Origin of the sequence: Shewanella denitrificans OS217, from assembly GCF_000013765.1 — a bacterium.
GTDB classification, from domain to species: domain Bacteria; phylum Pseudomonadota; class Gammaproteobacteria; order Enterobacterales; family Shewanellaceae; genus Shewanella; species Shewanella denitrificans.
In genome coordinates this window covers 2,874,893-2,887,068 of sequence record NC_007954.1, presented here as the reverse complement: position 1 = coordinate 2,887,068, position 12,176 = coordinate 2,874,893, and the positions used below count along the sequence as shown (strand labels likewise).

The 12,176-nt window shown below is 43.0% G+C and carries 12 protein-coding genes and 1 pseudogene; 12 read left to right on the top strand and 1 reads right to left on the bottom strand.

The genetic code is table 11. The features are described 5' to 3' along the window. Nucleotides 1-68 precede the first annotated feature (68 nt). The 7 genes and pseudogenes from SDEN_RS21050 to SDEN_RS12560 form a co-directional block, all read left to right on the top strand. Nucleotides 69-259 (top strand): annotated as a pseudogene (locus tag SDEN_RS21050) (ISAs1 family transposase); the annotation flags it as partial. 615 nt (nucleotides 260-874) lie between these two features. Next, complete coding sequence (locus SDEN_RS12585) at nucleotides 875-1,657, top strand: DUF3450 domain-containing protein (protein WP_011496856.1); 783 nt, start codon at nucleotides 875-877, stop codon at nucleotides 1,655-1,657. Continuing rightward, nucleotides 1,657-3,009 carry a MotA/TolQ/ExbB proton channel family protein gene (locus SDEN_RS12580; RefSeq protein ID WP_011496855.1) on the top strand — a complete coding sequence of 451 codons (1,353 nt, stop codon included), beginning with the start codon at nucleotides 1,657-1,659 and terminating at the stop codon, nucleotides 3,007-3,009. Before SDEN_RS12585 ends, SDEN_RS12580 begins: the two co-directional genes overlap by 1 nt. Further along, complete coding sequence (locus SDEN_RS12575; RefSeq protein ID WP_011496854.1) at nucleotides 3,009-3,536, top strand: MotA/TolQ/ExbB proton channel family protein; 528 nt, start codon at nucleotides 3,009-3,011, stop codon at nucleotides 3,534-3,536. The genes SDEN_RS12580 and SDEN_RS12575 overlap by 1 nt, the downstream gene beginning before the upstream one ends. A 13-nt stretch (nucleotides 3,537-3,549) precedes the next feature. Continuing rightward, nucleotides 3,550-3,954, top strand: a complete 405-nt coding sequence (locus SDEN_RS12570; RefSeq protein ID WP_011496853.1) for an ExbD/TolR family protein — start codon at nucleotides 3,550-3,552, stop codon at nucleotides 3,952-3,954. 1 nt (nucleotide 3,955) lies between these two features. Further along, nucleotides 3,956-4,579 (top strand): energy transducer TonB, encoded by a 624-nt coding sequence (locus SDEN_RS12565; RefSeq protein ID WP_011496852.1) that lies wholly within the window; start codon nucleotides 3,956-3,958, stop codon nucleotides 4,577-4,579. Continuing rightward, nucleotides 4,579-5,826 (top strand): tetratricopeptide repeat protein, encoded by a 1,248-nt coding sequence (locus SDEN_RS12560; RefSeq protein WP_011496851.1) that lies wholly within the window; start codon nucleotides 4,579-4,581, stop codon nucleotides 5,824-5,826. Before SDEN_RS12565 ends, SDEN_RS12560 begins: the two co-directional genes overlap by 1 nt. Nucleotides 5,827-5,941: 115 nt before the next feature. Here SDEN_RS12560 and SDEN_RS12555 read toward each other — a convergent pair whose 3' ends face one another. After that, complete coding sequence (locus SDEN_RS12555) at nucleotides 5,942-6,451, bottom strand: diguanylate cyclase domain-containing protein (RefSeq protein WP_011496850.1); 510 nt, start codon at nucleotides 6,449-6,451, stop codon at nucleotides 5,942-5,944. A gap of 65 nt (nucleotides 6,452-6,516) precedes the next feature. On the opposite strand from SDEN_RS12555, the gene SDEN_RS12550 reads away from it, so the two are divergent. From SDEN_RS12550 to feoB, 5 genes are all read left to right on the top strand, one after another. Further along, nucleotides 6,517-8,340: a DUF885 domain-containing protein gene (locus SDEN_RS12550; protein WP_011496849.1), complete on the top strand. Its 1,824-nt coding sequence runs from the start codon at nucleotides 6,517-6,519 to the stop codon at nucleotides 8,338-8,340. Nucleotides 8,341-8,417: 77 nt separating this feature from the next. Next, complete coding sequence (locus tag SDEN_RS12545) at nucleotides 8,418-8,696, top strand: peptidylprolyl isomerase (RefSeq protein ID WP_011496848.1); 279 nt, start codon at nucleotides 8,418-8,420, stop codon at nucleotides 8,694-8,696. Nucleotides 8,697-8,760: 64 nt separating this feature from the next. Next, on the top strand, nucleotides 8,761-9,312 hold the full coding sequence (locus tag SDEN_RS12540; protein WP_011496847.1) for a GNAT family N-acetyltransferase: 552 nt from the start codon (nucleotides 8,761-8,763) through the stop codon (nucleotides 9,310-9,312). Nucleotides 9,313-9,550: 238 nt separating this feature from the next. After that, entirely contained in the window at nucleotides 9,551-9,790 is a 240-nt protein-coding gene (locus SDEN_RS12535) for a FeoA family protein (RefSeq protein ID WP_011496846.1), read from the top strand. Next, nucleotides 9,783-12,101: a Fe(2+) transporter permease subunit FeoB gene (feoB, locus tag SDEN_RS12530; protein WP_011496845.1), complete on the top strand. Its 2,319-nt coding sequence runs from the start codon at nucleotides 9,783-9,785 to the stop codon at nucleotides 12,099-12,101. The genes SDEN_RS12535 and feoB overlap by 8 nt, the downstream gene beginning before the upstream one ends. Nucleotides 12,102-12,176: the final 75 nt, after the last annotated feature.

Below are 12,176 nucleotides of genomic sequence, written 5' to 3'. Positions count from 1 at the left end.
ATGACACTCATAATGCCGATTAGATTAATTTATTGGTTAATATCGCCCATTGAGGGTAAAAAGCGACGGGATCATATAACCGAGAAGACAGGTACAGTACCATTCATATGATCAGCGTATACGCTTCAGACAACGGTCAGTTAAAAACAGAAAATAAAAGCAGTGAGATAACAGCTATTCCTGAGCTGATTAAGATGCTTGATATGCGAGGGCATTAGTCACCCTAGATGTGATGACTTGCCAGACCAAGATCGTCAAAGCCTCATAGAAAAGATCATGTTGACCAAGCTCTATGGCATACAGAAAAACACCACGGGATAGAGTTACGAACTTGTCACATGCTTAGTGCTGAGTTGTTAGCGGGCAACTTTTTTGGGCCGGACAGGGCTTAAACCGATCTCAGATTACATAAGAAAAGCTTAAAACGTTATCGAGTTACTAAGACTGAGTAAGTTGTTCATTATCTTCAAATGAATTTGGTCATGAATAAATTTTGACTTATATGCTAAAGCTATAGGGTTGCTTTTATGAAATAGCATTTCACATTAGTTTTTCAGGATATTTCTGTTCAAGTAAAAGTATAATTATTCGTCTAAAAAGAGATACTAAAATTGATGATAATAATTTCTACTCTGGCTGTAGTAACAAGTACGCATATTTCAGTGGTTCCCGATGTTTGAAATGTTGACACAGGTCAACATTTTGTGGAATGATGCCAGCGGGTCTGTGCCTCTTTAGGCGCAGAAAAGGGAAGAAAACAAACAATCACAAGATAAAGACATGCCAGACGATGTCATTGACGTTTCATATTCTATGGATATCAATGTTTTGTATTGGTTAAGCTTTTTAATTCACATCAAATTGGTTGGGAACTATGTCCAAGGTAAGCAATAGAACTAAAATCGCTACTGCACTGGTTGGCGCGCTGGCATTAGCTGGCAGCAACTTAGTAGTTGCAGATCCTCTTACCGACGTGCAAAAGGCTGATAGCAGAATTCATGCTGAAGCAGCGGCGTCGCAGCAGAAAGTTGACAAATACTATGATCAAGCGCAAGACATGCAGTTTGAATACGGCAGTGTTGCTGATGAGCGTGAGTCACTAAAATCTTATAATGATTACGTTGCAGGTTTGGTCGCTGACCAAGAAAATTCAATGCAACTAATCCAAGGTGACATCAACGGCGTTGATAAACTTCGTCAAGGCGTAGTGCCTTTAATGTTTAAGATGGTCGATGCGTTGGAGCAGTTTGTTAAATTGGATTTACCGTTTAACACCCAAGTGCGTACAGAACGCGTTGAGAATCTTAAAACAGTACTAAACACAGCTGAAGTGACATTGGCTGAAAAATACCGCCTGATCTTAGATGCCTACAGCATCGAGCGTGAATACGGTAACTTCGTTGCTGTTGAGACGGGTAAACTTGCATTAAATGGCAAGGAAGTCTTAGTTGATTTTTTCCATTTAGGCCGCATCGCATTATACGCGCAAAGCTTAGATCAAAAAACAGCTTGGATGTTTGATGCTGAATCTCAAACATGGAATGAGTTAGAAGATAGCTATTTACGTGATCTAACTAAAGGTATTCGTATTGCACGTAAGCAAGGCGCTCTAGATCTGTTCGCATTACCAATTCCAGCTGCGGAGACTGCACAATAATGAAGAAGTTAATTACTACAGCTGTGCTAGCTGCCAGTTTCTCTCTATCAGCCATGGTTTCAGCTGCTGATGCGCCAAAGAGCATTGATCAACTGCTTAAGCAGGTTCAAGTCGATCGCGCTAACGATAGTAAAACCAACGCTAAGCGTGAGAGGGAATTTCAAAATGAGCGCGGTGACAAAGCGGCATTATTAAAGCGTGAGAAAAATGCTTTAGCTGCAGAAAGACAACGCGGTAAAGATTTAAACCAAGCCTTCTTGGACAACGAGCGTAAATTAGCTCAGTTAGAAGAAGACTTAAAAACAGCTCAGGGTGACTTGGGTGAGATGTTTGGTGTTGTTAAAGGTGAAGCCGGTGATTTCGCAGGTAAACTAGCCGCTTCAAATACCAGTGCTCAGTTCCCCGGCCGTGATGCGTTCATCGCCGAACTGGGTGCACGTAAGCAATTACCGAAAATAGAAGAATTAGAGAAATTCTGGGAAGCTCAACTGTTCGAAATGGTTGAATCTGCGAAAGTGGTTAAATTCCAAGGTTCTGTAACTGACATCGACGGTAATGTTGTTGAAACGACTATTCACCGTGTCGGCCCGTTTAACTTAACAGCAAATGGTAAGTATGTTGTGTACAAACCTGAGTTGAATTTAGTTCAACAGCTATCACAACAACCTGATGGCTACCAAGTAAGTGCTGTGGGTTCATGGGAAGACATCTCTACTGGTGTAGCTCCATTCTATGTTGACCCTGCGCGTGGTGTGTTACTGAACATATTCACTAACAAGGCTAGCATCGAAGACCGTATCGAAGCCGGTGGACCAATTGGTTATATCATTATTGCCTTGTTGGCTCTAGGCGCATTAATTGCGTTAGAACGTCTTGTGACTTTGACCATCATTGGTGGCAAGGTGAACAGCCAACGTAAGAACATCGATAATCCAGGTAACAACGCCTTAGGCCGTATTCTTAAAGTTTATCAAAACAACAAAGATGTTGATGTTGAAACATTAGAGTTGAAACTTGATGAAGCTATCCTAAAAGAAACGCCTGCGCTAGAAGCTCGTATTTCTATCATTAAGGTATTAGCAGCTATCGCACCTATGATGGGTCTTCTTGGTACTGTGACCGGTATGATTGCGACATTCCAATCCATTCAGTTATTTGGTACTGGCGATCCTAAGTTGATGGCAGGTGGTATTTCTATGGCGCTTGTTACTACGGTACAGGGTCTAATCGCTGCTCTTCCATTAATGTTATTGCATGCTATTGTTGTTGCTCGTAGTAAATCAATCGTCCAAGTTCTCGAAGAGCAAAGTGCTGGTATTATTGCCGAGCATGCTGAGAAGAGGGCTAACTAATGATGCTAATCCTGATGGATATTTGGGATTCCGTCAGGGGCTTCATGGCCTCCGGAGGCGATGTCCTCTGGTTGGTTGCGGCAGTACTATTCCTTATGTGGGTGTTAATGCTCGAGCGTTATTGGTATCTCAATTGGATATCACCAACGCAACATAAAGCAATAGTCTCAGCGTGGGAGTCGAGAGAGGAAACAACCTCTTGGCACGCACACCGCATCCGTGAAGCTTGGGTGTCCCAGGCTAAGCAAGATTTAACTGCACGTATGTTGTTAGTCAAAACTTTAGTTGCTATATGTCCAATGATAGGTTTGTTGGGTACAGTAACGGGTATGATTTCAGTATTTGACGTGATGGCAGTTCAAGGGACGAGTAATGCTCGTTTGATGGCGGCTGGTATTTCAATGGCAACCATGCCGACAATGGCTGGAATGGTTGCGGCATTATCGGGTGTGTTCTTTAGCACCCGCCTTGATGCAAAAATGAAAATCAGTTTAGAAAAGCTTAAAGACAGCATGCCTCACCACTAGAGAGAGATTGAACATGGCACGTAAGAAGCACTCCAGTATGGATGAGGAAGCGCAAATTGATATGACCCCGATGTTAGACATCGTGTTTATCATGCTGATCTTCTTCATTGTAACGACATCATTTGTTAAGCCATCAGGCTTAGACTACAACAAGCCTAAAGCGTCACAGGCTACGTCTAAACCTTCGGCTAATATTTTCATCGGCGTCAGTAAAACTGGTGTCATTATGATGGAAAATCGTCAAGTTGATATTGAGCGTGTGACAGCAAACGTTGAACGTATGTTAGCTGAATCACCTGAAGCTGCGGTACTTATCCAGGCAGACAAAGAAGCGCAACATGGCTTAGTTGTTAAAGTGCTTGATGAAGTGAAAGCGGCGGGTATCGATAAAATTTCTGTATCGGCGGGGAACGATTAATATGCTAAGAGCACTAGTATCAATCTTAATTGGTGCTGCTGTGACTTTTGGTCTGTTCGCTTTTATGGCGTTCTTAGTAGGCGGCGGTGCGACTCGCAACGCCGACTCTACAGAGACCCCTGTTATCGAAATTACTATGGATAAACAGGATTCGAAAGCACAGAAGAAACCAAGGGTGACACCTAAGCCACCCCCACCGCCTGAGCAGCCACCAAAGCCGGATACCACTCCGCCTGAAACATCATCCAGTATAGACACTAACATGTCTTTCAATATGGGTGGTTTACAGTCTGGTGGTGTTAGCACTGGCTTTAAACTGGGTAATATGATGACTCGAGACGGCGATGCTACACCTATCGTGCGTATCGAACCTCAGTACCCGATTGCAGCCGCTCGTGATGGCAAAGAAGGTTGGGTGCAGTTGAGCTTTACGATTAACGAGTTAGGTGGTGTTGATGATGTGTCTGTCATTAAAGCCGATCCTAAACGTGTGTTTGACCGTGATGCTATTCGCGCCTTAAGAAAGTGGAAGTACAAGCCAAAAATTGTCGATGGTAAAGCCATTCGTCAGCCAGGCATGACTGTACAGCTTGATTTCAGTCTTAATAAAGACGGAGGTAGATAATGCGCAAAGTTAACCAAATTGCTAGCGTACTAATACTCTCTCTTTGTGGTGGCGCATTTGTGTCATCCAGCGCGTTTGCTGCTGCAAATTGTGAAATTGATAAACGTCAGTCTAAAGCCGTCGGCGAAAGTGTCGGTAAAAAGGTGCAGAAGTCTTTTGAGGCTTACACTAATGGTGAACTGGATAACGCCATAGGCCTTTTGCTTGAAGTCAATCCTAAAGGCGGTTTTGACAAAGCCTATGTCGATCGTATGCTTGGCAACTTTTATGCCGAAAAAGGTCAGATGAAAACTGCAGTTAAGTACCTTAAAACTGCTGTAGAAGCTGATATTTTAGGTGGTGTAGACCACGCAGGTACCATGCGTCTTTATGCTGATTTATTACTTCAAGAGAAGCAGTTTAAAGAATCTATTCCTTACTACTATAAGTGGATGGAATTTACCTGTAAGTCAGATGCACAGACTTATCGTCGTATCGGTATTGCCTATAGCGAGCTTAAGGATTGGAACAAGGTGCTGCAGGTTGCAGATAAAGGATTATCTTTATCTACTGAGCCTGATAAAAGCCTTTACCAAATGAAATTAACTGCATACTTCAATCAAAAGAAGTATAAAGATGCAGTTAAGGTTCTTGAGGTTATGGTGCCCTTGTTCCAAGACGATAAACGCCTTTGGGTTCAGCTAGCTCAGTTTTATCTGATGACAGAAGACTATGATAAAGCCTTAGCGACCTATGACTTATCTTATAAGAATGGTTTCCTTGAGACTGACAGTAACATTACGCGGTTATCGCAGTTATTGGCGCAAAAAGGATCACCTTATAAAGCAGCAGTCATTTATGAGAAGCATATGAAATCAGGTTTAATTAAAGAATCTGAAAAAACACTTTCGACTCTGGCCGGTTTTTTCCAGAATGCGAAAGAGTTTAAACAAGCTGCTCATTATTATGGTAAAGCTGCTGTTTTAGGCCGCGATGGTGAATTATACTTAAAGCAAGGTCGTTTATTATCTTTAGATGAGAATTACTCTGCAGCCATTCCAGCACTTAAAAAGGCATTGGATGCGGGTCTTAAGCACCCTGGTGAAGCGCAATTTGAATTGGCATTGGCTTATTTGAGTCAAAAGAAATACAAAGCTGCATACCAGAGAGCCGTTCTTGCTGCTAAAGACAAGAAAACTGAACGTAGTGCCAACAGCTATATTGCTTATATAAAAGAGAAAGCTCGGATATATAACATATCTTTGTGATCTTGATATAAGCGTTTATGTCGAAATAACAAAGCCCCTGAAAAGGGGCTTTTTTGTTTTACGGGTTCAGATAGATTGAATAATCTGATAGTAAAGCTCTCATACTATATCTAGCTTAATGGAGCTGGAGTAAGGCGTGCCGTGTGTCTTGGCTGTTTTCTAATTCCATTGATAATTGTTCAACATTTTTGAACAGGGTTTCTATTTTTTTATCCTGAGTTGGGGTGCATATCCCTGCAGCTAACTTGTAATTTATGGTGAAATTATGGTCTCTACCATGCTTAATCATAAACTCATCGATTTGTTTAGCTATTCTCTCTAGCACAACTTGGGTTCCTTCACTGTCTACATTAAACAAACCTAAGGCAAAATGAGTCGTGTCTATCCTTGCCAAGAGATCAGTTGTCCTTAATAATGCTTGTTGTATTTGATGAGTAAACAATTCGAGTAAATGATCTTGTTTTATAGTTTCATGTATATGTGGGCACAAAAATAACAATGCCAATGTTTGATTATCTCTTTGGTGACGATGCCATTCTCGATTAAATACCTCCATAAAATAAGTTTGATTGTAAACACCTGTCTCAGGATCTCTAAAACCTGAGTTACGAAATGAATAGATCATAGCGATACTCCCATTAGCGTTCAGATCTAAGTATAGAAACGATTTTGCAAAGGAAGAAAATAATAATGAAAAAAGCCGTAATTGCTTTGACTATTGCCAGCTTGTTTAACGTCCAGGCCTGCTCAAAAGCCCCTGAAAACAATCCGACTTTGGCGGCCGAATCGTCTCAAGCGCAAGCTGAAATATCAAGCTCTGCTCAGTACCAAGCCTTAGCTGATAGCTTCTTTAAAGACTATTTAGCACTCGAGCCAATCTACGCCACTTTTGTGGGGGTTAATGACCACAACAGTGAATTCGGCGGCGATTTAACTGAGGCATACCTTAAGGCGCGTCACGAGCTGAATACGCGCTATCTGGCTAAGGCTATGGACATAGATGTGGCAACACTGCCCGATGATCTGAAACTAAGTCATGATATGTTTGTGTACGACAGAAAAATTGAATTAGTGAATGAAACCTTTCCTGAGCGTTTTATTCCTATAAATCAGTTCTACAGTAACCTTATCACTATGATCCAGTTGGGGAGTGGCGAAAGTGCACAACCATTTGCCACAGTTGAAGATTATCAAAATTGGTTGTCGCGCCTCGAAGGGTTTGTTGAGTGGATAGCATTGGCTCAGCAGCGGATGAATGAAGCCATCGCCAGTAAGGTGGTGTTGCCGAAAGTACTGGTCGATAGGATCATTCCACAGCTTGATTCGCAATTGGTTAATGATGCAAAACAAAGCCTATATTATGCACCAATCAATCAACTGCCTGTTGAATTTACCGCAGAAGACAAAGCCAAATTAACTGCCGATTTTCAGGCCATGATCAACGGCAAGTTATTGCCGGCTTTGACTGGGCTGCGTGATTATTTCAAGACCACCTATTCTGCCAATGCGCGTGCCAGCGATGGTTGGTGGGGACTGCCTAACGGAAAAGCTTGGTATCAGCATTTAGCCAACAAACACACCACGACGACTATGCCAGTGGAAGAAATCCATCAGATGGGCCTTAGTGAAGTGGCACGAATTTTAACTGAAATGGATAAAGTACGTGAACAAGTCGGCTTTAAAGGCGATTTAGCCGCATTCTTCAACGAATTATCTTCTAACGACAAATTCTTTTTTAGTGACAGACAAGACCTAGTTGACGGTTATATGGGGCTTAAAGACAAAATTAATGCCGTTTTGCCGGCGTATTTTAATGTCATGCCAAAAGCGGATTATGTGGTCAAGCCAGTTGAAGATTTTCGTGAGAAATCGGCCGCGGGCGCCTCTTATGAATCACCAGCTGTAGATGGCTCGCGCCCTGGGGTGTTTTATATCAACACTTACAATTTAAAGGCACAACCTAAATGGGGCATGACGACACTGTCATTGCATGAAGCCGCGCCAGGGCACCATTTTCAAATAGCTATCAAGCAAGAGTTGGAATCTGTACCTGAATTCCAACGTTTTCAAGGTTACACGGCATTTGAGGAAGGCTGGGCACTTTATGCCGAGTACTTAGGCATGGAAATGGGGCTGTTTAGCGATCCTTATCAGTACTTTGGTAAGCTTTCTGACGAAATGCTTCGTGCCATGCGTTTAGTAGTGGACACGGGTCTTCATGCTAAGGGGTGGAGCCGTGAGCAAGCAATTCAATATATGAAAGACAATTCCCCAATGGCTGAAACTGACATAGTGGCAGAAGTCGAGCGTTATATGGCAATCCCCGGTCAGGCGCTTTCTTACAAGGTAGGTCAGCTCACCATACTAAAATTAAGAGCTGAAGCCGAAGCTAAGCTTGGCGAAAAATTTGATATTAAAGCTTTTCACGACCAAATTTTGACTAGCGGTTCATTGCCCATGGCTGTTATGGAGCAGAAAGTCGGTCGGTGGGTGAAAGCCGAATTAGCTAAGTAAGCTCAATAGTATAAGTACACTGGTCGTAGTGGCCATATAAAAATATTTTTTATCAGTAATATTGTTAGGAGTAAAACATGGTTCAAGCAACGGCGCGTCATCTTTTAGTGAGCACTCAGGTTGAGTGTGAAGACTTAAAGCAACAAATTATTGCGGGTGCAGATTTTGCACAAATTGCTCGTGAGCATTCATCTTGTCCATCGGCTGCCGAGGGCGGTAACTTGGGCTCATTCGGTCCTGGCATGATGGTGCAAGAATTTGATGCGGTTGTCTTTAGTGCTCCACTAAACGAAGTGCAAGGCCCTGTAAAAACTCAATTTGGCTACCACTTATTAGAAGTGACTCAAAGAGGCTAATACAGCTAAGGCGAATATAAAATGGCAGCCTTGGCTGCCATTTTTTATTCACTAAGGAGTGAAGATGATAGCGCTTTATTCAGAACGGTTAAGATTAAGAAGCCTAACCTCATCGGATTGGGCGAATTTCCTTGCCATTAACCAAGATAGCGAAATCAACATTTTTGTACGCCAGGTGGAATCAAGTGAGGAAATAAGAACTAAGTTTGAACAAAGACTCTTGCCTTGGGTATTTGAGTCTGGGGCTTGGTTAACCTTAGTGATTGAAGAACTGAGTACTGGTGAATTTGTTGGCTTCAGCGGTTTTCATTGTGTTGATTTGATGCTTAAACGCGCTGAAGTGGGTTATTTATTGTCGTCAAAGTATCAAGGTAAAGGCTACGCCACTGAAGCGCTGCAGTGTGTTATAGACTGGGGAGCGCTTGCCTTTGATATACACAAGTATATTGGATTTTGTGATGTCAGAAATACTGGCTCTGCCAACGTGATGATTAAGTGCGGTTTTAAGCAAGAAGGTCTATTAAGAGAGAATAGCAAAATCGGTGAGTCATGGTCAGATGATTTTTTTTTGGGTTATTGGTTAAAGAGAGAGTTTAGCATTTGCTTATCAGAATAGTCATGAGAACCCTCGAGTCCTGTGAAGGCTGTTAAACAGACAGACTTTAGTTCGACTTTCGACTGTAAAAAGTGGCTTTAGCTCTATATTATCTGCGGTATTTATCACATAATAGGAAACACAATTGAAAACTATTATCGTTACCAGTTGATAATTTGATCTAGCCAGTATTCATAGAATTTAAGTTAAGCTAGAATCACACCGTTTTTTTACACACTGCATGCAAGGTAACAGCTTGATGAAACTCAGTGAACTTAGCCCAGGCGATCAAGCTATCATAGCTCAGATTGGTCAGTTAATCCTGCCACAAACCGTGAAACGTAAATTATTGTCTATGGGGATCACGCCCAACACTAAATTTTCTATGGTACGCCGTGCCCCTATGGGCACAGGTGTAGAACTAGATTTACGTGGCACTAAACTGTGTATGCGCCAAGAATTAGCAGATATTATCGAGGTAGTAGTAACTCATGACTAAGCAATTTCATTGCGTTACTGTTGGTAACCCTAATGCAGGAAAATCGACACTGTTTAATGCCCTTACAGGCTCGAACCAACAAGTAGGTAATTGGGCTGGCGTCACTGTTGAGAAGAAAACAGGGACCTTTACATTAGACGATACCCAAGTTTTTTTGACTGACTTGCCTGGCATTTACGACTTGCTCCCTGCGGGTAACAATTGCGACTGTTCTTTAGATGAGCAGATTGCTCAGCAGTTTCTTGCCAATGATCGTATCGATGGCATTATAAATCTTGTCGATGCGACCAATATTGAACGCCACCTTTATCTTACCATTCAGCTGCGAGAGCTTGGCCTGCCTATGGTGCTGGTGCTGAATAAAATTGATGCCGCGAATAAACTCGGCATTGAAATTGATATCGCAGCGATGGAGACCGTTCTTGGCTGCCCTGTGATAGCTGTGTGTTCTCGTGAGCAAGAAGATGTCCGCTTAGTACAGGCTCAAGTATCTCACTTATTAACAGCGACCGTAGCTGTAAAACCACTCATGCTTAATTATGCATCGAGCATAGAAGCTGCCATCAGCCAACTTCAGGTTCATGATAATAGCTTAAATCGTGGCCGCGCTTTAGCCCTACTTGCCAGTGGTCAGGATAGCTGTCGTCCGGTGAGCATTGATGAGAAAAATGGTGATTCGAATACACTCAATCGTAGCCAAGATCAGTGTGGTACTAAGACGAGTGCTCATGATAGTGACTTGGAAATCTCGCTGGCCACCACACGTTTTGATTTTGTTGAGACGGTTTTTGAGCAAGCGGTAAAACGTGGCACAGTACTTAGGTTGAGCGATAAACTCGATAACCTTGCTCTGCATCCCATTTTGGGCATTCCAGTATTCCTATTTATCATGTATTTGATGTTTATGTTCAGCATCAATGTGGGCAGTGCCTTTATTGATTTCTTCGATATCAGCGCGGGCGCTATTTTTGTCGATCACTTCGGTGCACTGCTTAGCAGCATGGGCTCTCCCGATTGGCTAGTGACGATTCTAGCTGGCGGCCTCGGGCAAGGAGTACAAACTGTTGCGACCTTTATTCCTGTCATTGCGGCCTTATTCTTAGCTTTGTCTGTGTTAGAGGCTTCAGGTTACCTTTCAAGAGCGGCGTTTGTTGTGGATGGTTTGATGCGCCGCATCGGACTTCCTGGTAAAGCGTTCGTTCCCATGATAGTCGGATTTGGCTGCTCCGTACCTGCGATTATGGCTACACGCACCTTAGGCAGTGAGCGTGAGCGGATTGTCACAGGTATGATGGCGCCTTTCATGTCTTGTGGTGCCCGCTTACCTGTGTACGCCTTGTTTGCTGCCGCATTCTTTCCTGAATCGGGTCAAAACCTTGTATTTTTGCTGTATATCATAGGTATTTTCGCCGCTATTGGTACAGGTTTGCTGCTGCGTAGTACGGTATTACCTGGCACCAGCAGCGCCGTCGTAATGGAGCTACCCAGCTATGAACTTCCTAAGATAAAGGCTGTATTGGCTCGCACGGCGAAGCGGACTAAGAGTTTTATTTTAGGTGCAGGTAAGACGATTGTGCTAGTAGTGACTTTCCTTAATTTCATCAATGCAATAGGTCTTGATGGCAGCTTCGGTCATGAAGACAGCCAAGCCTCATTATTGAGTGTGGCAAGTCAAAAGGTGACGCCTTTATTTGCCCCCATGGGGATTGAGCAAGATAATTGGCCTGCAACCGTTGGGATCATCACAGGTATTTTTGCTAAAGAAGCCGTGGTTGGTACCTTAAACAGTTTATACAGCCCAGTGGGCGGCCAAGATACAGAGTTGACTCCATTGGGAGAAAGCTTTGCAGAAGCGCTAGCGACTATTCCTGTGAACTTATTTGGTATCGCCCCTGATGACCCTTTATCCATGTCAGTGGGTAACGTAGAAAGCATTGATCTTGCAGCTGAAGAGCAGGGCGTTGATAAGTCCACCTTTAGCGCGCTACAAGCAGGATTTAGCGGTCAGCTTGCAGCATTCTCATATCTACTGTTTATCTTGCTCTATACCCCTTGTGTGGCGGCTATGGGTGCATTGGTGAATGAGTTTGGTGTTAAGTGGGCTAGGTTTGCGGCATTATGGACCTTTGCACTGGCATACGGCACAGCAACAGTGGTGTATCAAGGTGCAACCTTTACTGAACATCCAATGCAGTCTTCGGCGTGGATAGGCTTCTTTATGCTGGCGTTACTGGTGTTTTATTTCTGGCTTAAACGTCAAGGCAAAAAAGCACAACAGATTATTCCGGGTATTAGAATCGTCACAGAGTAGGTTTATCGGCCCATAGAATCTAATAAACCCAGCATTTGCTGGGTTTATTTTTGTGATTTCTGTAACTTTTCAAGC

What these genes read in the sequence shown, in the direction of transcription:
- SDEN_RS12580 (WP_011496855.1), top strand. Translation starts at nt 1,657, where the DNA reads ATGAAGAAGTTAATTACTACAGCTGTGCTAGCTGCCAGTTTCTCTCTA.
- feoB (WP_011496845.1), top strand. Translation starts at nt 9,783, where the DNA reads ATGACTAAGCAATTTCATTGCGTTACTGTTGGTAACCCTAATGCAGGA.
- SDEN_RS12570 (WP_011496853.1), top strand. Translation starts at nt 3,550, where the DNA reads ATGGCACGTAAGAAGCACTCCAGTATGGATGAGGAAGCGCAAATTGAT.
- SDEN_RS12535 (WP_011496846.1), top strand. Translation starts at nt 9,551, where the DNA reads ATGAAACTCAGTGAACTTAGCCCAGGCGATCAAGCTATCATAGCTCAG.
- SDEN_RS12575 (WP_011496854.1), top strand. Translation starts at nt 3,009, where the DNA reads ATGATGCTAATCCTGATGGATATTTGGGATTCCGTCAGGGGCTTCATG.
- SDEN_RS12550 (WP_011496849.1), top strand. Translation starts at nt 6,517, where the DNA reads ATGAAAAAAGCCGTAATTGCTTTGACTATTGCCAGCTTGTTTAACGTC.
- SDEN_RS12540 (WP_011496847.1), top strand. Translation starts at nt 8,761, where the DNA reads ATGATAGCGCTTTATTCAGAACGGTTAAGATTAAGAAGCCTAACCTCA.
- SDEN_RS12545 (WP_011496848.1), top strand. Translation starts at nt 8,418, where the DNA reads ATGGTTCAAGCAACGGCGCGTCATCTTTTAGTGAGCACTCAGGTTGAG.
- SDEN_RS12560 (WP_011496851.1), top strand. Translation starts at nt 4,579, where the DNA reads ATGCGCAAAGTTAACCAAATTGCTAGCGTACTAATACTCTCTCTTTGT.
- SDEN_RS12585 (WP_011496856.1), top strand. Translation starts at nt 875, where the DNA reads ATGTCCAAGGTAAGCAATAGAACTAAAATCGCTACTGCACTGGTTGGC.
- SDEN_RS12555 (WP_011496850.1), bottom strand. Translation starts at nt 6,451, where the DNA reads ATGATCTATTCATTTCGTAACTCAGGTTTTAGAGATCCTGAGACAGGT.
- SDEN_RS12565 (WP_011496852.1), top strand. Translation starts at nt 3,956, where the DNA reads ATGCTAAGAGCACTAGTATCAATCTTAATTGGTGCTGCTGTGACTTTT.